The organism is Oceanobacter antarcticus, assembly GCF_044962685.1.
In the GTDB taxonomy this organism is placed as follows: Bacteria; Pseudomonadota; Gammaproteobacteria; order Pseudomonadales; family Oceanobacteraceae; genus Oceanobacter; species Oceanobacter antarcticus.
This window is the reverse complement of record NZ_JBBKTX010000021.1, coordinates 44,685-68,053: the sequence shown is the minus strand read 5'-3', so window position 1 is coordinate 68,053 and position 23,369 is coordinate 44,685. Positions and strand designations below refer to the sequence as shown.

Genomic DNA, 23,369 nt, shown 5'->3' with positions numbered 1-23,369 from the left:
TACCTCAGGTTAACGGCAGCGCGGAAACACTTTGCCGCTGGTTGCCAATTCGTCGTTTCAGGATGCCGCACAGATGTCGACCAACCTGCAAAGCAAGATGCAATCAAACCAGCTCGGTGGCCAACTTGAGCCCGACATCCTTGAGCGCAACCACATCATCCACATAGCCAGCCTTGGTAACCGCCATCGGCATGCCATAAATCACACTGCTGGCCTCGTCCTGGGCCCAGATATGGCCACCGCTTGCTTTCATCAGCCGTGCACCTTCTCTGCCGTCTGCGCCCATACCAGTGAGCACAACACCGAGAGCACTGGCACCAAAATGCTTGGCTGCTGATGCAAAGGCAATATCCACACTAGGGCGATAATTCACTCGTTCATCACTTTCGCGAATGCGGATAGCCGCTTGCCCGCGGCTTTCAACCATCAGCTGCATCCCGCCCGGTGCAACGTAAACGTGACCGGGAACAATCCGATCACCATCCTTTGCCTCCTTGACGTTGAGGGAACTGATGCTGTTAAGGCGTTCGGCAAATGCCTGAGTAAACGATGCCGGCATGTGCTGAATAATAATCACCGGTTTACGAAAGTTGGCCGGCAAACTTTTGAACAATGTCTGCAATGCCGCAGGACCGCCGGTAGAAGTACCGATCAGTACCAGCTCCACTCCCTTCAACTGTTTAGGAGCAGACTCCCGGACTGCTGGCGCAAGTGCCTGATCCCGGTCAGCCCGGACGGTACCGGATGCCACGGTTACCGCAGGAGCAACTGTCACGAGCGGCGCTGACGTAACCGGCACTTCCGCTACCGCCTTGCTGGTTGTCACTGACGGCTCGGCCATCTTGTCCTGTCGACCCATACGGCAGGCAGACACCGCGACAATTTTTTCGGTCAATTGCCGCCGCATGTCCGCTGTGCCTTTGGCCACCGCATCAAAATTTTTCGGCAGATAATCCAGGGCACCCGCATCCAGGGCATCCAGAGTGACCCTGGCACCCTCAAAGGTCAGAGACGAAAACATCAACACCGGCACCGGCCGCCGTATCATGATATTACGCAGCGAGGTAATGCCATCCATCACTGGCATCTCGTAATCCATGGTAATTACATCGGGCTTGAGGGAATCATTCAGCTCAATAGCCTCACGACCGTTAGAAGCGTCGCCAATAACCGTCATGCGCGGATCAGCATTTATAATGTCGGCAACCCTGCGGCGAAAAAAGCCGGAGTCATCTACCACCAGCACACGAATGGCCATAGTCGTGAAGTCCCATTAGCCCGGCAATGCCGGGTTTCTGCAAAAGAGAATGTGGCGATCAAGCCGCCGAAGAATGACGTGCAGCGTAACGATTCAGCATGCTGGGTATATCCAGAATCAGAGCAATACGGCCATCACCAGTAATGGTGGCTCCAGCCATACCCGCCGTGCCTTGCAGCATTTTACCAAGCGGCTTGATCACCACCTCTTCTTGCCCAATCAACTGATCCACCACAAATCCGACGCTCTTGGTGCCCACCGAGACCACCACCACATGTCCACTGGCATCTGCGCCAGAACTGGCCTCGCCACGAATCAGCCAACGCTTGAGATGAAACAGCGGAATCGGCCGGTTACGCACCACCACCACTTCCTGACCATCAACGATATTGGTCTGGGTCAGGTCGAGATGGAAAATTTCGTTGACGCTGACCAACGGGAAGGCGAACGCCTGGTTTTTCAGCATCACCATCAAGGTCGGCATAATCGCCAGCGTCAACGGCACTTTGATACGGATGGTTGTACCTGCTCCTGGCTTGGAATCAATACTGATAATGCCATTGAGCTGGGTAATCTTGGTTTTCACCACGTCCATGCCCACGCCACGGCCCGAGACATCGGATATTTCTTCCTTGGTCGAAAAACCCGGAGCAAAAATCAGGTTAAAACAATCCTGCTCCGTCAGCCGGTCAGCAGCATCCTGATCCATGACATTTTTTTCCACCGCCTTGCTGCGCAGTACTTCGGCGTCCATGCCCTTGCCGTCATCCTGAATCTGCAGCAGGATATGATCACCTTCCTGCTCCGCCGACAGAATCACCAGCCCGACGCGTGGTTTACCTGCCTGTTCCCGTTCTGCGGGTGTCTCGACACCATGGTCGACAGAATTCCGCACCAAGTGAACCAGCGGGTCTGCCAATGCTTCAACCAGGTTTTTATCCAGATCCGTGTCTTCGCCGCGCAATTCCAGATTAATTTCTTTTTTCAGTTGCCGGGCCAAATCACGCACCACACGAGGAAAACGACCAAACACTTTTTTGATCGGCTGCATCCGGGTTTTCATCACCGACGACTGTAAATCGCCCGTTACCACATCCAGATTAGCCACCGCCTTGGCCATGGATTCATCCTGGCTCTTCAGGCCCAGCCGTACCAGACGATTACGCACCAGCACCAGCTCGCCAACCATGTTCATAATATCGTCAAGGCGCTTGGTATCGACCCTGACGGTTGTTTCCGAGGACGAGTCTTTCTCCACTGCCTTGCGTCCGCTGTCGGCGGCTTTTGTCGCCGGTTTGACCGCAGCACTGATCGGCGTTGGCACAACGGCCTTGACCGGCTCAGGCTGGGCGACAGGGACCGCTGTTTCTGCAGCGCCAGACGCAGCCGGCGGTAGAGCAGGTGTTACTGCCGCCTCGCTGTCATCTGCACCAGCAAACGTGTGCTTGCCCTTGCCATGCAGACGATCGAGCAATTCTTCAAATTCAGAATCGGTAATCAGATCCGCAGACCGGGAAATATCCTCTGGCTCACTGCTTTCTGATGTTGTTTCCCGCTCGCAGGATGCGTCATCTGCTGGCGACACCGGAGTGCTGCTGTGCTTGCCCTTGCCATGAATCTGATCCAGCAGGGCTTCAAATTCATCTTCGGTAATTTCATCGCCACTCGTCGCCGAAACCGCCGGCAAGTCAAACAGGTCGTCGTCGTCAGCCGCTGGCTCTGACACAGATGAGGTTGGCGCTGGTGCTACTGGTGCAACGGCGTCACCATCCAGTGCCGTCAACAGCTGTTCAAATTCATCGTCGGTAATATCGTGGTCATCGACCAACCCAGCCGCAGGATTTGCTCCGCTGACAGTCACTGTTTCTGCGGCCTTGGTGTCGTTCACAGGCTCAGTAACACCACCCACAACTTCAGCATCCCCGGACTCGGGCTCCGCCAGCAAATGCAATTGGTGTATCAAGCCAGGATCGGCTGACTGCGGCGGGCGGCTGGCACGAACGTCATCAAACATTTCGTTCACGCAATCCAGCGCCTGCAGTACCACATCCATAAGATCGGCATTGACCCCACGCAGGCCATTACGCAGGGTATCGAACACGTTTTCTGCGGCATGACAGCAATCCACCAGCGGCGACAGCTGTAAAAACCCGGCTCCTCCTTTGACGGTATGAAAACCGCGAAAGATAGCATTGAGCAGATCCTTGTCATCCGGACGCTGCTCGAGATCGACCAACTGTTCGGATAACAGCTCGATAATCTCGCCAGCCTCTACCAGGAAATCCTGGAGGATCTCTTCATCAGCATCGAAGCTCATTCATCTGCCCCTTTAAAAACCCAAACTGGACAACAGGTCATCAACGTCATCCTGACTAGCGACCACACCATCCACCGTTTTATCAATCTGTGGGCCTTCAGCAGTAATTGCAGAGACCTCGTCTTGTTTAACCAATTCCAGATCTGCATGTGTAATACCCGTAATGGAATCGACCGTACCCGCCATCACCACCAGATTGACCAGCCGACTTTCCACATCCCGAACCAGCGTGGCCACTTTCTGAATTACCTGGCCGGTCAGATCCTGGAAATCCTGAGCCAGTAGAATTTCGGAGAGCTGATCTTTCAACTCGCCGGATTGCTGTTGACTGGTGGTCAAAAAAGCGTCGATATCCCGCGACAATACCCGGAATTCATCCGGCTTGAGTTCCTTGTTAAGAAATCGCTGCCATTGTTGCCCTAATGAACCGGCTCGATCCCGAATGGAAAGTGCCAACGGCATACCGGCATCCACCAGATCCATGGTGCGATTAGCCGACTTGTTGGTCATCTCGATCACGTACTCAAGTTTGTCGGTCGCACTTTCGATCTCTGACCCGGCACCCGGCGATTCAATATTGAGGTTTTTGATGGCTTCGTGCAGTGCTCTGGTGAGTCGACCAATTTCTTCATACAGGGTCTTATCCCGTACATCATTCAGCTGATTCACCAGGGACACCGCATGACTGACTTCGCCGCGCTCAATGCTTTCCACCATCGACTGCGCCAGGTTTTTCATTGCCAGGCTGGTCGACTGCGCCAGTGGTTGCGAATTGCTCTCGGACATGGGTAAACCCCGGAGTTAGCTTTCGACACGCTCAAAGATTTTTTCAATCTTTTCCTTGAGCACTGCAGCAGTAAATGGCTTCACGACGTAACCGTTCACACCAGCCTGAGCGGCCGCCACGATCTGCTCGCGCTTGGCTTCTGCGGTCACCATCAATACGGGCAAGCTTCGCAGTCGCTCGTCTGCCCTCACCTTTTTGAGCAGATCAATCCCCGTCATCCCAGGCATATTCCAGTCTGTTACCAGGAAATCGAAGTCACCTTGCTGCAACATCGGCAAGGCGGTTGATCCATCATCTGCTTCAGCAGTATTGGTGAAGCCCAGATCGCGCAGCAGATTTTTAACGATGCGTCTCATCGTGGAAAAATCGTCAACGATGAGGATTTTCATGTTCTTGTCCAAAACGACCTCCAATAGTCGACTTTTCTAACAAGCCGTTTCTGATGCCCATTGATACCCGTAGTACTCAAGGACTCTACTGCAAGTGTAGACCCAGTCTGACGGTTATCCAGCAAGCCTGGAGAGTTTCCTGTTGTCGCCATGGCCAACCACTAACAACCGCAATCCCTGCGGTTTCATGCTGTCGACAAGGGTATCGGCCAGACGGGGAATAACTGAATACAAGTGCTCTGTCGTAGCGCAGAAACAAGGGAAATTCAGCTTGCCCAGCCACCCAGTCGAGCCTTCAATCGATGGGCCGCCTGACTGTGAATCTGGCACACCCGGCTTTCACTCACTCCCAGTACGGCGCCTATTTCCTTGAGGTTGAGTTCTTCATCATAATAGAGCGATAACACCAGTTGCTCCCGCTCTGGCAGGCCACGAATGGCATCCGCCAGCTGCTGCTGAAAAGCCCCCCGTTCGATACTGTGGGATGGATCATCGTTGTTGGACAAGAGAGCATCGACGCCATCACTACCGTCGTTGTTTTCGAGCATTTCTTCATAGCTGAACAGTCGGCATCCAGCGCTGTCGCGCAGGATTGCGTGATAGTCGTCGGCACTCAGTCCCAGACGCTCAGCCACGTCACTGTCTTCCGCATCGCGGCCGGTTTCACCTTCTATTTGCTGGATCGCTTCACTGATCCGGCGGCTGTTGCGATGCACCGAACGTGGTGCCCAATCGCCCCGACGAATTTCATCCAGCATGGCACCCCGAATACGGATGCCTGCATAGGTTTCAAAGCTGGCGCCTTTGTCGCCATCGTATTTACGCGCCGCTTCCAACAAGCCAATCATGCCAGCCTGGATCAGATCGTTGACCTGCACCGAATCCGGTAGCCGTGCCATCATGTGGTGGGCGATACGCTTGACCAGAGTCGCGTGCTCATGCACACGCTCATCCACCTTGTGTTTTTCAACCTCGGTATAGGCGAGGCAACTGCTCCGATTCACAACTCACACTCCAACCTGTTGCTGCACCAGACGATCAACAAAAAACTCCAGATGACCCCGTGGTGTCGTTGGTAGTGGCCAGGCATCCACTTTTTTCGCCAGCGCCCGGAAGGCAATTGCCGCACGGGAACGGGGATAGGTTTCAATCACCGCTTTCTGACGCTGAACCGCACGCTTGACGGCGTCGTCCTGGGGAACCGCGCCGACATACTGCAAAGCCACGTCGAGGAAGCGATCCGTCACCTTGGTGAGTTTGGCAAATAGCGCATGGCCGTCTTGTGGGGTACGCACCATATTGGCGACGATACGAAAGCGGAACATGCCGTAATCCCGACTTAACAACTTGATCTGGGCGTAGGCGTCGGTAATCGAGGTGGGTTCGTCGGTCACTACCAGCAATACTTCCTGAGCCGCACACACAAAACTGAGCACGGTATCGGAGATGCCCGCTGCGGTATCAACGATCAAGACGTCGATATCGTCGCCCAGCTCACTGAAGGCCTGTATCAACCCGGCATGCTCCCTATTGTTCAGCTGCGACAGTTTCTGGGTGCCAGAGGCCGCCGGTACAATGCGAATACCGCCAGGGCCACGAACCATGATGTCACGCAGGTCACACTCCCCTGCCAGTACGTTTTCAATGGTGCGGGCGGAACTGATACCCAGCAGAATATCGATATTGGCCAATCCAAGGTCAGCGTCCAATACCACAACACGACGCCCCAGCTCTGCCAGTCCGATCGCCAGGTTGACGGAGACGTTACTTTTACCCACACCTCCCTTGCCACCGCTGACGGCAATGACTTGAACAGGATGATTTGCCATATTAATGAACTCCTTGTAGGGAACCGGTCTGGCGACGATTGGCCAGACTCATGGCCTCTGCCGCCTGCCAGCGGGTACGCGCCATACGCGCCATTTGCTCCGCCAGTCTGACTAACTTGCCAGCATCCGGATAATGCAGGTCATCGGGAATCTTCGGGCCATCCGCAATCATCACTAATGGCAACCGGGTCAGGGCTGCCACACTCATCGCAGGCCCAAGACTGAAACACTCGTCCAGTTTGGTAAAAATACAGCCCGCCAGTCCGGCCGGTTTAAAGTGTTCATAATTTTCCTGCAAGCAACGTCCCTGACTGGTCAACGGCAAGGTCAGCAAGCAGCGCATACGCGAACCACTGCCTTTACGGGTACAGGCCCGCTTCAACATCGCTAACTGTCCCTGAAACGATGGATCCTGACTCGCCAGACCAGCGGTATCGACCAGCACCAGGCGCTTCTTTTTCTTACCCGTCAGTGTTTCCAACGTCGCCGCCAAGTCTTCGCCTGGGGCCACGGTGTGTAATTCCACGCCTAAAATCCGGGCCACTGAACGCAACTGGTCATGCGCGGCAACGCGATAGCTGTCGATACTCACCAGTGCAACGGCATCAGCACCGTGCTGGATAACAAAGCGGGCGGCCAGTTTGCCAATGGTGGTGGTTTTTCCGGCACCTGTCGGACCCACAAGGGCAAAGACGCCCCCCTTGTCGAGGCTGCCCTGTTTGGCGACCGGCAAATCGACCGCCATCTGCCGCAGCACCTGCTTCCAGGCCCGTCCCATGTCGTTCTGTTCTGTGACCTGCGAGACAATCCGATCCGACCAGGATGGTTCCAGCCCGACATCCTGGCAACGCTGCCACAGCTGGCTTTGCTTCCAAGTGATCGGACGACCAGTATCCCAGGCGCTGCCACCGTGGCTGACCATCCAGTTTTTTAATTCACTCAGTTCACCACTCATGCGTTCCATCATCTGGTGATACTGGCTGTCATTACTACTGGCAGACGGCCGTGACGATTGCTCCTTGCCGTCTTCCAACACCGGTGTTGATGACGGTCGTGTTGACAGCTGTGCTCCTGCTCTGTCCGGCATGCTTACGGGGGTAAATTCAGGTAATGGCTCTCCAGCAGCGCGGGCACGCTGACGTTCACGGCTCATATCCTTGGCGCGCTCCAGTTCCCGCTGCAGTTCGAGCTGACGTTCAACCTCGACCGGATTCTGTTGCTCACTCTGGTAATCCAGCGCGGCGACCACTTCAAACCCCTCGGCGACTTTCTTGCTCGACAGAATGACGGCATCAGCCCCCAGATCCTGGGACACCAGCCGTAACGCCTGCTGCATATTGGTTCCCATGAAGCGTTTTACTTTCATAGCCACATCTCGCTCTGAATCATCAGGGATTTCCCCAATGCGGTTATCCAGTGACCAACCCTTGCCACCCGGTGTTTTTTATCAACGTTGACTGCCGACAGCAGCCGCAATATTGATACTCTTGTTGTCCGGTATTTCCTGGTACGCCAGCACATGAAGCTGCTCCAGGGTGTTACGAACAAACTGCGCCATCGCTGCCCGTATCTGACTGGTCACCAGCAATACCGCCGGGTGGCCCGCCATTTCCTGTGCCTGCACGGCTTCCGCTAACGAGCGTTGCAAGGTGTCGGCCATTGCCGGTTCAAGAATCAAACCGGCTTGCCCACCCGTTTGCTGCGCCTGCTGTAATGACTGTTGATAGGACTTGAGCAATAACTGTTCCAGTCCTGGATCCAGGGTGACAACCGGCAGCTCATCCCCGTGGCCATAGATGTTCTGGACGATCAGGCGCCGCAGACCCATACGGGCCGATGCCACCAGAGCGGCAGGATCTTGACTATTGGCGGGGCTATTCGCCAAAGATTCGGCGATTGAGCGCAGATCCCGAATCGGCACCTGCTCTTTCAACAGACTTTGCAGTACGGTCAGTAACTGGCTGATCGAGACTTTATTCGGTACCAGCTCTTCAGCCAGCTTGGGGGAGGAAGTCGCTAGCATGTCCAGCAGCTTCTGTACGTCTTCGTGTCCCAATAATTCGTGGGCGTGACGATAGAGTTTCTGATTCAGATGGGTCGCGACGACGGTACTGGCATCTACCACGGTGTAACCGAGTGTCTGGGCGCGGTCTTTCTGGCTGGATTCAATCCAGAACGCATCCATCCCGAATGCCGGGTCACGTGCCGAGATGCCGTCAATCTTGCCAAAAACTTCACCGGGATTAATCGCCATTTCCCGTTCCGGGTAAATTTCGGCTTCCGCCAGCGTAACCCCCATCAGGGTGATGCGGTATTGGTTGGGTAACAGATCGAGATTGTCGCGAATATGAACCGAAGGCATCAGGAAACCCAGATCTTGCGATAGCTTGCGCCGTACCCCCTTGATCCGGTTCAACAGCTGGCCACCCTGATGTTTGTCGACCAACGGAATCAAACGATAGCCCACTTCCAGACCGACGCGATCCACCGGTTCCACGTCGTCCCAGCCCAGTTCCTTGACCTCCAGCTGCTTGATCGCTTGTTCGGCTTTTTCTTTCGGTGCTTCCAGCGCCCCACCACTGCCCCGCACCGGCAATTTTTCCTGAGCTTTGGGCTTGCCGCCCAGCCGTTTCACCACCGCATCCCCCAACTGGCCGCCCTCTTTCTTGTAACGAATGGCATAAGCCAGACCGCCCGCTACCAGCGCGGAACTGAGGAAGATGGTATGCGGCATACCGGGCACAACCCCCATCAGGAACATCAATCCAGCAGCAACCCCCAGTGCTTGGGGGGCGGCAAACATCTGGCCAAACACCTGCGCCCCCATGCCTTCATCACCGCCATTACGCGTCACCATAATGGCAGTCGCGGTCGACAGCAGCAGCGACGGAATCTGGGCAACCAGACCGTCACCAATAGCCAGCAAGGTATACACCTCCACAGCATCGGCAAAATTGAGGTTGTGCTGGCCCATGCCGATGGCAAAGCCACCAACAACGTTAATGATCAGAATCAAAATACCGGCGACGGCATCGCCTTTGACAAACTTGCTGGCACCGTCCATCGAGCCATAAAAATCGGCTTCCGCCGCGACCTCGTTACGCCGACTGCGGGCCTGGTCGGCATCAATCAAACCGGCATTAAGATCCGCATCGATGGCCATTTGCTTGCCTGGCATGGCATCCAGAGTGAAGCGGGCACTCACTTCGGACACCCGTCCGGCACCCTTGGTGACCACCACAAAGTTGATGATCATGAGGATCATAAAGACCACCAGACCAACGGCGTAGTTACCGCCAATCAATACCTCGCCGAAGGCTTCGATTACCTTGCCGGCAGAGTCTCCCCCTTCATGGCCATTCATCAACACCACGCGAGTGGAGGCAACGTTTAACGCCAGCCGCAACAAGGTTGCCACCAGCAGGATGGTCGGGAAAATAGTGAAATCGAGTGGCCGCAGGGCATACACACTCACCAGCAACACAACAATCGACAAAGCAATGTTGAAGGTAAAAAACGTATCCAACAGCAAGGGCGGCAGCGGCAGCGTCATCATCCCCAACAGGATCACCACCATTAATGGCACACTGAGGTTACCCTGGGACAGCAGCGACATGCCTTGCTTGACGTGAGAAAACACTTGAGATGTGGCCAATGCCATAACCCTACCTGTCAAAAAACCGTTATCAGACAGAAGGATCGCAATAAATGGGCCAGAAGCAAGAAATCGGAAATCGGAAATCGGAAATCGGAAATCGGAAATCGGAAATCGGAAATCGGAAATCGGAAATCGGAAATCGGAACAAGGCGGCCGATAACGGCCGCCTGACCAGCATCAGTCCAGGTGTTCAACCCGAATACGGGTCACATCGCCAACCGTGCTGTCCAGTGCCTGAATAGCGGCAATGGCACCGTTCATGGTTTTTTCCACGATACGATGCGTCAGCAAAATGATCTGCGCCAGCTCTTCACCTTCTTTTGGCTCTTTCTGGATGATGGCTTCAATATTGATGCCGCGCTCACTCAGAATCGTCGCGACTGACGCCAGCACACCGGTTTTATCCTGTACCTGGATCCGCAGGTAGTAGGAAGTTTCAACTTCCTCAATCGGCAAAACCTGCTCGTTTTCAATCTCGTTATAAGCCAGGTGATTGACACGGGCAGCCGCATCCGCTTCCAACGTGCGGGCCAGATCAATAATATCCGCTACGACGGCAGACGCGGTTGGGCCAGCACCGGCACCGGCACCAACGTACAGGGTATCGCCAACGGCATTGCCGTTGACCATCACGGCGTTTAATACGCCATCAACCTTGGCAATTGGCCGGGCTTCCGGAATCAGGGTCGGATGCACACGTAAATCGATGCCTTTTTCTGTCTGGCGGCTGACGCCCAGATGTTTGATGCGATACCCCAGTTCTTCGGCATACTCGACGTCATCCTGAGTAATTTTGCTGATGCCTTCGGTATAGCAGCGCGCAAATTGCAGCGGAATACCGTAGGCAATCGACGCCAGAATCGTCAGTTTGTGGGCAGCATCGATACCCTCAACATCAAACGTCGGATCGGCTTCAGCGTAACCCAGCTGCTGGGCTTCTTGCAGTACGTCGTTAAAATCTCGGCCCTTGTCGCGCATCTCGGTCAGGATAAAGTTACCCGTACCGTTGATAATACCGGCCAGCCAGTTGATACGGTTGGCAGCCAGTCCTTCCCGCAGCGCCTTGATGATAGGAATACCACCGGCCACACCGGCTTCGTACATGACCGATACGCCTTTCGCTTCCGCCAGGGCAAAAATCTCTTCACCGTGTTCCGCAATCAGCGCCTTGTTAGCCGTCACTACGTGCTTGCCGTGCTCAATCGCTGTCATCACCAGCTCACGTGCCACCTCGTAGCCACCAATCAGTTCCACCACCACATCGATATCAGGGTTTTTAGCCACTTCAAAAATATCGCTGGTCATAGGGATATTGCGGGTGTCGCAATCCGAATTGGGACGACGCGTTCCGATTTGCGCCACAATAATCTCGCGACCTGCCCGGCGTGCAATATTTTTCGCATTGGTGGTCAGTACATTAAACGTACCACCACCGACTGTACCTAAACCGCAGATACCTACTTTTACCGGCTTCAAGGTCTTCTCCTCTCTTCTGGATTAAATCGAACGTTGCAGCGCTGTGCGTCGTTCTTACGTTGTTTGATGCTGACTGCAATAACGGCTTCACACTAACGGCTTTTACCGTCATGCCGCCACAGTCGCCGTCATGCGTACTTGCACGCCTGAGTATGCAGTGCTGCCCAGTGCGCTGTTCCGTTGCCCGGCTCAGTCACCCCGATAGTGACCATCCTTGCGCAGCATATTCTTGATGCCACGTAATGCCTGACGCGTGCGTTGATCGTTTTCAATCAGCGCCAGTCGTACATGATCATCGCCGTACTCACCAAAACCGATGCCGGGAGATACCGCGACCCTGGCTTCCAGCAATAACTTTTTACTGAACTCCAGCGACCCCATAGAGCGATACGGTTCAGGAATACGTGCCCAGACAAACATCGTGGCCTTCGGGATCTCGACCTGCCAGCCCATGTCATTCAGACCCTTGCACAACACATCGCGACGATGCTTGTACATCTCGCAGATCTCCCCGACCACCGACTGATCGCCTTCCAGTGCCGCAATCGCCGCCACCTGAATGGGGGTGAATGTACCATAATCGAGGTAGGACTTGATCCTGCCAAGCGCATGAATCAGGTCTTTATTACCGCAGCAAAAACCCACTCGCCAGCCCGGCATGTTGTAGCTTTTTGACAACGAGAAAAACTCCACCGCCACTTCTCTGGCGCCTTCTACCTGCAGAATGGACGGCGGCTGATAACCATCAAACGCAATGTCGGCATAAGCCAGATCCTGCACTACCCAGATTTCATGCTCACGAGCCATATCTACCACTCGTTCGAAGAAATCCAGTTCGACACACTGACCGGTTGGATTACCGGGAAAATTAAGCACCAGCATTTTTGGCTTCGGCCAACTGGTTTTGATCGCTTTTTCCAGCTCGGCAAAAAAATCCACATCCGGCGTCAGTGGCACATGGCGAATATCGGCACCGGCCAACACAAAACCGTAAGGATGAATCGGATACGCCGGATTCGGCACCAGTACCGCATCGCCAGGGCCCAGCGTCGCCAGCGCCAAATGCGCCAAACCTTCCTTCGACCCAATGGTGGTAATCACTTCCGTATCCGGATTCAGATCAACGTCGTAACGCTTTTTATACCAGTTCGCCATCGCCCTGCGCAGGCGTGGGATCCCTTTTGATTGGCTGTAACGATGCGTGCCTTCTTTCTGCACTGTCTCGATCAGCTTGTCGACAATGTGTTGCGGTGTGTCTTGATCGGGATTCCCCATCGACAGATCCACAACATCTTCACCACGGGCTCGCGCCGCCATTTTCAACTCACCGATCACGTTGAAAACATAGGGGGGCAAACGCTCAATGCGCGGAAAATGCTTGTTCATGGAGGACTCTTTCGTCAATGGCTGAAAAGCCCAACAGGCTACTGGATGGCGGCAGTTTGATCAATGGAATCACTGGCTCCTGCATGATAGCCAAACCAGCATGGTTAACTGCCGACCTGTCAAAAAAACAAATCACGAATCAGCTTAGTACGCCAGCAATTGACGCTAAACCCGACGACACGTTGTCCATGTCGAAACCCGTTAGGGTGAGATATGCCGACAATGCCAAGCCCGCCAAAATTCAATAGCAACTCGTTTCTGAACCAGAAAATCACCTGACGTGACATCAAATTAGCTGCTGCGCAATTGGACAATTGAAACGGAGAATCTGGACACGCTAATTGCAAGTGGGCCAAAGTTTCAATTGAGAAGACCCTTCTGAGCGATTACACTTCGCCCCAAGGACATACTATTCAAGGAATTGATATGAGACACTCTGCGTTGTTCGCCCCTGCCTGCTTCGGCATTCTGTTATTTGGCTCTGCCGTTTCCTCTCTCGCAGCAAACTACCAAGGGCACGCAGTACACGACTCCAGGGTGATTATTGTTTGGGAAGACACCACAAAACAAAGACAGCTCAACGTCAATCAGTACGGTGCATTCTCTAGTATAAAGAAGCATGGTTATCTGAAAAATATTGAATTGGTAGATACCCATTACTCAACGTCGATAGCGCAGAACCTGAAAATACTCTCTGCCATTCCTGGCGTAAAAGCGGTGTATCCCGATTACGAAATACATGCGCTGACGCAATCAGACACTCCTACTGACACCCCATCACTGTCTACCGCGCCAAACGATCCAGACTACTCCCTACTGTGGGGATTAAATGATCCTGATGATTTCGATATTAATGCTGAAGAAGCGTGGGCTTATTCAACTGGCAGCAGCCAAGTATATGTTGGTGTAATTGACTCCGGCGTTGACTATACACATGAAGACTTGGCCGCCAATGTCTGGACCAATCCAGATGAAATAGCAGGTAACGGTATTGATGATGATGCCAATGGCTGGGTAGACGACGTTCACGGCATTGATACTTCCGCTAACGATAGCGACCCCATGGATGAAGGTGGCCATGGAACTCACGTAGCCGGAACTATTGCTGGCGTGGGTAATAATGGCATTGGCATCACTGGCGTCAATTGGACCAGCCAAATCATTCCGTGCCGCTTTCTTGATGCAAATGGTGAAGGCTACGCCTCAGGGGCGATTGAATGCCTCGATTATATGGCCAGTTTGAAAATCGATAAGGGCCTGAATTTGGTCGCTACCAACAACAGTTGGGGTGGTGGCGGTTACTCCGCGTTAATGGAAGAGGTTATTTCCGTTCATAACTCTCTTGGTATTTTATTCGTGGCGGCATCCGGTAATGAAGGCACTAATATCGACTCGCAGCCTAGTTATCCAGCATCGTATGATATCGCCAATATTATTTCCGTGGCTGCAATAGACCACAATGGTAATTTTGCTTATTTCTCAAATTATGGCAATAGCGTTGATATCGCGGCTCCAGGGGTCGAAATTTACAGCTCGGTGCCGGGTAACAACTATGAGTCTTACTCTGGTACGTCAATGGCTGCACCGCATGTAACAGGTGCTTTAGCATTGCTCAAAGCTGCGCACCCAGATGTATCTTCAAACGGATTAAAATCACTACTCCTAACAAACGCCTCTGACAAAGATTTATACGACGGTGAAACACGCTATGGTCGACTTCAGTTATTTAACCCGGAAGGTGACGGTGCAATCAACTGTGGAGATACTACAACGATTACCCGAGTCGCCCCCTCTTCCAGCTCAGTATCGATCATTTACCAAGATACACTGGCCGTTCACTTCGCCAGCTTAAATTGCGGCGAACCCTCAGATACGGTCACATTAAACTACCAGGATACTTCCATCGAACTGATGGACAACGGGATCGGTAGCGATAACATTGCAAATGACGGCATATTTTCTGGTGAAATTGAAGCCAGCTGGATTGGCACGATTAATATTGACGTTGTCGGAGCCTCAGACCAGTCCTTCTCGATCACGAGCACCCGATTCCCAAGCATTACCGAAGTAAACTATCAGTTTGAATCTATCGACAACCCAACCGAACTGAATTTAGGCGACGATGACCTTGAAACTATCGAGCTGGACTTCTCAATTACAACACCATTTGGCACAACCAATACCATAACCGTGAGTAGCAACGGTCTTCTCTTTGGTGATTCGGGAGCCAGCTCCGTCTACACCAACACATTATTGCCTTCGCTCGGTGTAAACCATGTCTTCGCCCCTTTCTGGGATGACCTTTACAACTCATCCGGTAGCTATACATGGGAAGTCAAGGGAACAACGCCAAATCGCAAACTGGTGATCAACTATACCAACATTCATTTTTATTACGGTAACGAGCCAGTGTCTTTTCAGGTGGTATTTAATGAATCCACCCCAATTGTTTATTATAACTATGCCAACATAATTACTTCCGATAGTCATTCTGGCGGCTCAACGGCGACCGTTGGTGTTGAAGACAGTGGCTATGGCGTCACCTATAGCTATAATACCTACGCCCTCCATGACAACATGAGTTTGCTCATCGGTGACCTAGAACAAATAGACCTCCCCGTCATTGATTCTCTTACCTACTCCGGTATTCCTCGTGTCGGCTACCCTGTATCTCTGGTCGCAACGCTTTCAGACAACTCTTCAGAAGAGACACGCATGCGAATTAATGTTGGAGATGGCAACGGCTTCCAACCCTACCGCTCTGGTTCAGTAACGACAGTAGTCTATTCCACGGCAGGCGTTTACACCGTCATTGCAGAAGCATCGACAGAGACGGCTTCCCAATCATCCAGTTTGAATATTTCAATCCTCTCAATTTCAGACACTGAGCAAGCCTTAATAGATAGAGCGCAAAGCGATTTATTGACAACCATTCAGAACTCACCGGGAAACTTTGACTTAGTCAGCACTGCAACCGCACAAAGCATGGCCAACAACGCAGCATCTGCACGAGAGGAAGCCATTATTGCCAACCCTTCTGCTGTCGGACTTGTCTCACAACAGGCAGCGGATGCTGCATCACAACAAGCCGCAGCATTGGCAGAGCAAGCAACTTTAGCCGCACTGGCAGACAACCCCAATGAGTTTGGCATGATGACGCTAGAAAATGCCGCCAACCAAACACAGCTAGCACAACAGGCCATCCTTGATGCCCCACAAGATTGGGGACTATCCGTTATTGCTACCACACCGGATGACATATCAACGCTTTCAACCGGCACATTCTTAGTCGGCGCATCTACCGATATTGAAGACCTGACGGCGTTTTTCAGTGACGTGCGCTTCGTTTGGGTGTTCGAAGACGGGCTCTTCAAGGGTTGGTCGCCAGACAACACGCTGCGCAGTCAGCTAGAAAACTCTGGATACACACTCATTAGCCGTATTCGCTCCGGTCAAGGATTCTGGGTGACAAAAGGATGAAAACACCAACACAGATATTACTCGTCCTTGCGGTTGCCCTCAGTGGATGCAGTAAGTCAGACGACAACAAATCAACGACTCTGAAGGGTGTGGTCAGCAAAGGGCTGGTTGCACACGCACAGGTTGATATCTATCAAATAGAAAATAAAACCCTACAAAATACGCCGTTTATCAGTACGCAAACAGATGAGACAGCGACCTTCCATATCACATTGAAAGATGTACCTCAGGTCGTCTACATCACTGTCACGGGCATGAAAGACGCCAGTACTTTGGCGCAGTGCGATTTACTTGAGTGTGGCACAGCTACCCGCTCGGAGTTGGATAGCAACAATAATGGCGTCACCGACTTCGGTGAATGGCAATCCGTGCCGGAGGAATTTCAGCTAACCGCGTGGATAGGTAATTGGAATGGCAATGATCCCATCAGTGTTAACCCCTTTACCCATGCGTTAGCACGCACTTTCAGCACTCCACCGTCTGCGGAAGAGCTAGAAGCCGCCTACGTCTCGCTGCAAGAACGATTTTCACTATCACAACGTGCCGACCTCATTACCGTTGTTGATGTAACAGGCACAGAGCTGGATACCCAGCAACTACAAGACCAACTGATGTCCGCCAGCCTTCTAGCGGTATACAGCAATTCCAGCTCAATGACAGAGGCTTTAGCAGCCATAACGGCAAGCGATCAATCAATATTGGAACAAAGCGAAACGGAGCTAACCCAACTGGCACTGACGCTTGCTTCGTCTATTGACAGAGACCCATACACCGACATCACCAATGAACTTCAAGCACTGAACGCACAAGCAGCAGTAGACGAAAACCGCTTGTCTTACAAAGACATCCCGGTATTGCCGCCCCTGCTATAGAACATAATGATTGACGCTCAATCCCCAAGGTCTGTTGCCGTTTCACATGGATAATCAAAGAACAGCACAGGCCAGAGCAACCACACAGTCATAATTCCTCCGCAGCTTATCGCACCGAATGGCTACAGCCAGGGACTGCTTCAAGCGAGCAAAAACATTTCCGGCCAAATGTCGATTCCAGTACAGTGCGCGATAAAAGTTCGCATTGCCTTTGATTGAGTTGCCGGGATGCAGTCATTAACTTCTTGGCTGCCGATTATCTCAAAATCCACTGACTCAGGCTTGGATTGACACACAGGGGTGTATTGCCAACACGTCGAAACCAGCCTGACAGACACAAAAAAGCCGCTCGTAAGCGACTGATTTGTATAGGAATTCTTGGTAGGACTACCCAGATTCGAACTGGGGACCTCTACCATGTCAAGGTAGCGCTCTAACCAACTGAGCTATAGTCCTAAAGAGGCGCGTATATTACTTCTGGTTTTCCCACTACGCAACCCCTCATCGTGCTTTTTCGTAGAAGGTTGATGATTCTGATAAAACCACTGACCCTCTATCACCTGCTAGTTAGCCAGTAAATGGGCGTCAGCTGTTGGCTATCATCTGCGCTTTCATTTCGTGGAGCTGGTCGCGAAGTTTGGCGGCGGTTTCAAAATTCAGGTCACGAGCGGCTTTGAACATGCTGTCTTCCACTTCTGCGACTTTTTTCACCAGTTGAGTGGCAGAGAGTCGGCTCCAGTCGTCTTGTCCGTAGCCTGCCTTGTCTTCTGCGACCTTGCGATTGCGGCTGTTGTGACGGCTTTTTTTGCCCGGTGCCGGCGTCGCTTCGAGGATGTCTTCAACCGATTTGAATACACCTTTGGGGGTGATGCCGTGTTCTTCGTTGTATGCGACTTGTTTTTCCCGGCGGCGGTCGGTTTCTTCCATGGCTTTGCGCATGGAGTCGGTCACCCGGTCGGCGTAGAGTATCGCCCGGCCGTTGAGGTTACGTGCGGCCCGACCGATGGTCTGGATCAACGAGCGTTCGGAACGCAGGAAGCCTTCCTTGTCGGCGTCAAAGATGGCCACCAGCGATACTTCCGGTATATCCAGCCCTTCCCGCAGCAGGTTGATACCTACCAGCACGTCAAATTCGCCCAGCCGCAGGTCGCGGATGATTTCTACCCGTTCGACGGTGTCGATGTCGGAGTGCAGATAGCGGACGCGGACACCTTGTTCAAACAGGAAGTCAGTCAGGTCTTCGGCCATGCGTTTGGTGAGTACGGTTATCAGTATCCGTTCGCCCTTGTCCACTCGCAGGCGCAGTTCATGCAATACATCGTCCACCTGACCGGTGGCTGGCCGTATTTCTATGATCGGGTCAACCAGTCCGGTGGGCCGTACCACCTGTTCGACAACGGCGTCCTGGTGTTCTTTTTCGTAGTTGCCTGGCGTGGCGGAGACAAAGATGCATTGCGGCACAATGGCTTCCCATTCTTCGAATTGCATCGGCCGGTTGTCGAGTGCCGATGGCAGCCGGAAACCAAACTGCACCAGGGTTTCCTTACGCGAGCGGTCACCCCGATACATACCGCCGATTTGAGGAATGGTGACGTGGCTTTCATCAACAAATATCAGCGCATCTTTGGGGATGTAGTCAAACAGCGTTGGCGGCGGAGCACCTTGTTCCCGACCCGAGAGGTAACGGGAGTAGTTTTCGATGCCGGAGCAATAGCCCAGTTCCTGCATCATTTCGATATCGTAGCGGGTACGCTGCTCCAGTCGCTGGGCTTCTACCAACAGGTTTTCGTTGCGGTAGTATTCGAGCCGTTCATCCAGTTCAACCTTGATTCCGTCGATGGCATCAATGATGCGCTGCCGTGGCGTGACATAGTGGGTTTTGGGGTAGATGGTGACACGCGCCAGACGGTTATGCACCACACCGGTCAGAGGGTCGAAGGTGCTGAGCTGTTCTACTTCGTCATCAAACAGCTCGATACGCACGGCTTCATCGTCACTTTCCGCCGGGAAGACGTCTATCACTTCACCGCGCACTCGGTAGGTGCCGCGATGGAAGTCCATGTCGTTGCGGGTGTATTGCAGTTCGGCCAAACGGCGCAGAATGGTACGCTGGTCAATATGATCACCACGCACCAGGTGTAGCATCATTTTGAGGTAGGAATCCGGGTCGCCAAGGCCGTAAATTGCGGACACTGTGGCAACAATAATCGCATCGCGGCGTTCCATCAGTGCCTTGGTGGCCGACAGCCGCATCTGCTCAATGTGTTCGTTAACCGAGGCGTCCTTGTCAATAAAAGTATCCGATGAGGGCACATAGGCTTCTGGCTGATAGTAGTCATAGTATGAGACGAAATACTCCACCGCGTTGTCGGGGAAAAAGTCTTTGAATTCGCCATACAGTTGCGCCGCCAGGGTCTTGTTGTGGGCCATAATAATGGTGGGGCGCTGACATTGGGCAATCACATTGGCCATGGTGTAGGTCTTGCCGGAACCCGTCACGCCGAGCAACGTTTGCTTGAGCAATCCGGCGTCGACACCGGCAACCAGTTGCCGAATCGCTTCGGGTTGATCCCCGGCAGGTGAATATTTGGATTTGAGCTCAAACGTCTTGCTCATAGGGATTCCAGTATGTCGGTAGATTTAGTAACATTTCGCGGTTTGACGTTAATTCCGGGCAATTCATTATTTTGCAACACTGTTCCGGTTATCACTTTTATATAACGCCTGTTTTGAGGATACACATTTTGGATCTGCAACTGTCTGATCGCGTTCAACAGATCAAGCCCTCTCCTACGCTGGCAGTCACCAATCGTGCTGCGGTTTTGCGTGCGGAAGGTAAGGACATTATCGGCCTTGGTGCCGGCGAACCGGATTTCGACACTCCTGAGCACATCAAGAAAGCGGCCATCAATGCCATCAACGCTGGCTTCACCAAATACACCGCCGTGGATGGAACGCCCAGTCTCAAGCAGGCCATTATCAGCAAGTTTAAAAATGACAACAACCTGGAGTATGAGGCAAACCAGATTCTGGTGTCTTGTGGCGGCAAGCAGAGCTTTTTCAATCTGAGCCTGGCATTGCTGAATCCGGGTGACGAAGTGGTTATTCCGGCACCTTACTGGGTGTCTTACCCCGATATGGTCAAGATCGCGGAAGGCACTCCGGTGATCGTTGAAACAACCATGGACAACCAGTTCAAAATGACGGCGGAACAACTGGATGCTGCCATTACACCCAAAACACGCCTGGTGGTCTTGAACAGCCCATCCAACCCTTCCGGCAAGGCATACAGCCTGGATGAGCTGAAAGTGCTTGGTGCTGTATTAAACAAGTACCCTGACGTGCTGATCGCTACCGACGACATGTACGAGCTGATCCTGTGGGCCGATTTTGGCTTCCACAATATTGTTAACGCCTGCCCTGAACTGTATGAGCGCACCATCGTATTAAATGGTGTCTCCAAGGCCTTCAGTATGACCGGCTGGCGTATCGGTTATGCCGCAGGCCCGGCCAAGCTGATTGGTGCGATGAAAAAGATCCAGTCACAAAGCACATCCAACCCGACATCCATTTCCCAGGTCGCCGCCGAAGCCGCCTTGAATGGCGGCAATGAATGTGTCAAACCCATGGTTGCCGCCTTCAGGGAGCGCCATGATTATCTGGTTGCTGCACTTAACGCACTGCCAGGGGTTGAATGCATCGAAGGGGACGGCGCATTTTACGCTTTCCCGAGCTTCCTGGAAGCGATGGCGACCATGGGTATCAGCGATGACATCGAGTTCGCAGAAAAAATGCTGATTGAGGCGGGTGTTGCCATGGTGCCTGGTTCAGCGTTTGGCTCTCCGGGTTTTATGCGTCTGTCGTTCGCAACCAGCCTGGAAACCTTGAAAGATGCTATTGCACGTCTGGACAAGGCGCTGAGCAGCTGATCCAGCCCCGCATCCTTCTTTCCAGATTTTCTCGTTCCCACGCATGGCGTGGGAACTGGATAAATCCAGGGTAATTCTGCATTACTGATACAGGATTACCAGTCCATCTCTTCTTTGACAAAAGGGATGGTCAGCTTGCGCTGATGGGTCAGTGAGGCGTGATCAAGGTGATCCAGTATCTCCGCCAACCCTGCCATTGGCTCAGGTCCCCGCGAGACGATAAAACGCGCAACATCTTCTGCCAGTAGAATACCCCGCTGACGTGCCCGCAGCACCAGCGCCAAAGCACGTTCTTCCGGCTGCAGCGATTCCAGGTGATACACCACCCCCCAGCACAAACGCGAGCCAAGATCCGGCAATGCCACTGCCAGCTGCTGTGGCGGGCAACGGGCAGAAATCAGTAAATGACCGTCATTTTCCCGCACCCGATTAAACAGATGAAACAGCGCCAGCTCCCAGTCGTCATTACCGAGCACCGCATCGATATCGTCCAGCACCACCAGCGGCAGCTGTTCCAGCGATTCCAACACGTCCGGACTGTAGTTAACCAGTTCTTTTAAGGGCAGGTATACGCTGTGGTGACCGAGGCCGTCGGCGTAATGGCAAGCCGCCTGCAACAAGTGGCTGAGGCCGCAACCGGCATCACCCCAGATGAACAGAAACGGATCGCCTGACAATGTCCACTGACGCTGTACCGCCTGAATCACTTCTTCATTCGGACCAGCGTAGAAATTGGCAATGCGTGCATCATCCCGCACATAGACAGACAAGGTCAGCTGAGGATGCGGAGTGACCATTAACGCCCCTTCCAACGCAGCGTATCTGGTAGATCGCTGTCACCGATTCGTCCGTCAAAACGGATATTGGTCAGTACTTGCGGCCAACTGGCATTCAGCGTCAGCCCCAGATCCAGACTGTCACCACGCACCGCCAGTACATCGACATGTTCAACCCCGGAAACCGAGGCTAACAGACGCAGCACTGACTGGTAGTCGTCATAGCGAGTGACATGCTGAATCGTCAGTGCTTGCTGTTCCGATGACATACTCGTGGTCGAGGTGACCACGCCATAGCGGCCAGAAAAATATCCACCAACCGCTTCTGCCAGTGCCGTCACAACAGCCTGCTCGGAGGTTCCCTGAACATCCAGAGGCAGACTGTCATGGCGGTACTCAAGATAGCCATCGGCACGCCAGCCGTCAGCAAATGGCATAATCCGGGCAGCTACCACGGTATCCGTGTCGTAGCGCACAGAGGCCGCACGAATATCATCCCGAAACAGACCGAACAGGCGTTCGGCTGGTAATGCCAGTCGATCCTCAAGATCCAGCATCGGCCAGACCGACGGAATGCCATGCTGCACAAACGTTTGGCGCAACGCTTCATACTGATCAACACCGTCGTCATCCGCACCAATCACTGCACGACGGCCACTGCGGGAAACACCTAACCAGAAGGTGACATCCGGGCGATTACTGCCCCAGACCGGCAAGCCATGACGGGCCAGTAAATCATTCACCTGCCCGGCAGCAAACATGGCCTGCAGAATCAATACACCGTCATTTGGCCGTGATATATAACGAAAACTTGCCAGATACTGGCTTGCCGACTTGCCCGCCAGACCACTCAGCTCTGCTGTTGGCCGCCCTGAAACCTTGGTGAGCACTTGCAGCAATGCTGCTGGCACCGCCGCCTGTCGCGTCGCTGGCGTTCGATCAGACACCTCTATTGAAGCCTGATACAAGTCAGTTACCACACCCGCCGAAACAACGGGAGTCGTAAACAACAGACAATACATCAATCGCAGAAAGACTGAGCGCACGCGTGAAAATTCCTTTGTCATTCTGGTTTACGGCGTACAACCACCACCGCGAACATAAGTTCTGACCCCATCCATCAACGACTAAAACCGTTGACCGACACGGCCACCGGGCCAATACGTCAGGCGGCGGCTATTGTGCCACGCACAGCGCAAGCACCCAAGAGAA

Annotated in this window: 17 protein-coding genes and 1 tRNA gene; 4 read left to right on the top strand and 14 right to left on the bottom strand. The window is 53.2% G+C overall.

Going from position 1 to position 23,369, the window contains the following annotated elements; all coding sequences use genetic code 11:
- Positions 1-103: 103 nt before the first annotated feature.
- The 10 genes from WG929_RS15970 to alaC form a co-directional block, all read right to left on the bottom strand.
- Positions 104-1,258 carry a protein-glutamate methylesterase/protein-glutamine glutaminase gene (locus tag WG929_RS15970; RefSeq protein WP_416206873.1) on the bottom strand — a complete coding sequence of 385 codons (1,155 nt, stop codon included), beginning with the start codon at positions 1,256-1,258 and terminating at the stop codon, positions 104-106.
- A gap of 58 nt (positions 1,259-1,316) precedes the next feature.
- Positions 1,317-3,575, bottom strand: coding sequence for a chemotaxis protein CheA (locus WG929_RS15965; protein WP_416206872.1), 2,259 nt, complete (start codon positions 3,573-3,575; stop codon positions 1,317-1,319).
- 12 nt (positions 3,576-3,587) lie between these two features.
- Positions 3,588-4,361: a protein phosphatase CheZ gene (locus WG929_RS15960; RefSeq protein ID WP_416206871.1), complete on the bottom strand. Its 774-nt coding sequence runs from the start codon at positions 4,359-4,361 to the stop codon at positions 3,588-3,590.
- A 15-nt stretch (positions 4,362-4,376) separates the two neighbouring features.
- On the bottom strand, positions 4,377-4,751 hold the full coding sequence (cheY, locus tag WG929_RS15955) for a chemotaxis response regulator CheY (RefSeq protein WP_435873324.1): 375 nt from the start codon (positions 4,749-4,751) through the stop codon (positions 4,377-4,379).
- A 266-nt stretch (positions 4,752-5,017) separates the two neighbouring features.
- Positions 5,018-5,755, bottom strand: a complete 738-nt coding sequence (locus WG929_RS15950; RefSeq protein WP_435873323.1) for an RNA polymerase sigma factor FliA — start codon at positions 5,753-5,755, stop codon at positions 5,018-5,020.
- Positions 5,756-5,758: 3 nt separating this feature from the next.
- Positions 5,759-6,580, bottom strand: coding sequence for a MinD/ParA family protein (locus WG929_RS15945; RefSeq protein ID WP_369854920.1), 822 nt, complete (start codon positions 6,578-6,580; stop codon positions 5,759-5,761).
- Between the two features lies 1 nt (position 6,581).
- Entirely contained in the window at positions 6,582-7,946 is a 1,365-nt protein-coding gene (gene flhF / locus WG929_RS15940; protein WP_416206897.1) for a flagellar biosynthesis GTPase FlhF, read from the bottom strand.
- A gap of 81 nt (positions 7,947-8,027) precedes the next feature.
- The gene (gene flhA / locus WG929_RS15935; RefSeq protein WP_416206869.1) at positions 8,028-10,241 is read right to left on the bottom strand and encodes a flagellar biosynthesis protein FlhA; all 2,214 of its coding nucleotides are present in this window, start codon (positions 10,239-10,241) and stop codon (positions 8,028-8,030) included.
- A gap of 174 nt (positions 10,242-10,415) precedes the next feature.
- On the bottom strand, positions 10,416-11,714 hold the full coding sequence (locus WG929_RS15930; protein WP_416206868.1) for a homoserine dehydrogenase: 1,299 nt from the start codon (positions 11,712-11,714) through the stop codon (positions 10,416-10,418).
- A 189-nt stretch (positions 11,715-11,903) separates the two neighbouring features.
- Positions 11,904-13,100: an alanine transaminase gene (gene alaC, locus WG929_RS15925; RefSeq protein WP_416206867.1), complete on the bottom strand. Its 1,197-nt coding sequence runs from the start codon at positions 13,098-13,100 to the stop codon at positions 11,904-11,906.
- Positions 13,101-13,117: 17 nt separating this feature from the next.
- On the opposite strand from alaC, the gene WG929_RS15920 reads away from it, so the two are divergent.
- The 3 genes from WG929_RS15920 to WG929_RS15910 all read left to right on the top strand — a co-directional run bounded on the left by WG929_RS15920 (position 13,118) and on the right by WG929_RS15910 (position 17,452).
- Complete coding sequence (locus WG929_RS15920; protein ID WP_416206866.1) at positions 13,118-13,348, top strand: hypothetical protein; 231 nt, start codon at positions 13,118-13,120, stop codon at positions 13,346-13,348.
- A gap of 178 nt (positions 13,349-13,526) precedes the next feature.
- Entirely contained in the window at positions 13,527-16,580 is a 3,054-nt protein-coding gene (locus tag WG929_RS15915; protein ID WP_416206865.1) for a S8 family peptidase, read from the top strand.
- On the top strand, positions 16,577-17,452 hold the full coding sequence (locus WG929_RS15910; protein WP_416206864.1) for a hypothetical protein: 876 nt from the start codon (positions 16,577-16,579) through the stop codon (positions 17,450-17,452). Before WG929_RS15915 ends, WG929_RS15910 begins: the two co-directional genes overlap by 4 nt.
- 379 nt (positions 17,453-17,831) lie before the next feature.
- Here the strand turns inward: WG929_RS15910 and WG929_RS15905 are convergent.
- A tRNA-Val gene (locus tag WG929_RS15905) sits at positions 17,832-17,908 on the bottom strand.
- Between the two features lie 129 nt (positions 17,909-18,037).
- Positions 18,038-20,068, bottom strand: a complete 2,031-nt coding sequence (uvrB, locus tag WG929_RS15900; RefSeq protein ID WP_416206863.1) for an excinuclease ABC subunit UvrB — start codon at positions 20,066-20,068, stop codon at positions 18,038-18,040.
- 125 nt (positions 20,069-20,193) lie between these two features.
- On the opposite strand from uvrB, the gene WG929_RS15895 reads away from it, so the two are divergent.
- Complete coding sequence (locus WG929_RS15895) at positions 20,194-21,381, top strand: pyridoxal phosphate-dependent aminotransferase (protein WP_416206896.1); 1,188 nt, start codon at positions 20,194-20,196, stop codon at positions 21,379-21,381.
- 95 nt (positions 21,382-21,476) lie between these two features.
- Here the strand turns inward: WG929_RS15895 and hda are convergent, their stop codons facing one another.
- Both hda and WG929_RS15885 read right to left on the bottom strand, forming a co-directional pair.
- Complete coding sequence (gene hda, locus WG929_RS15890; RefSeq protein WP_416206862.1) at positions 21,477-22,178, bottom strand: DnaA regulatory inactivator Hda; 702 nt, start codon at positions 22,176-22,178, stop codon at positions 21,477-21,479.
- Positions 22,178-23,203, bottom strand: a complete 1,026-nt coding sequence (locus WG929_RS15885; protein ID WP_416206861.1) for a DUF8605 domain-containing protein — start codon at positions 23,201-23,203, stop codon at positions 22,178-22,180. The genes hda and WG929_RS15885 overlap by 1 nt, the downstream gene beginning before the upstream one ends.
- Positions 23,204-23,369 lie beyond the last annotated feature (166 nt).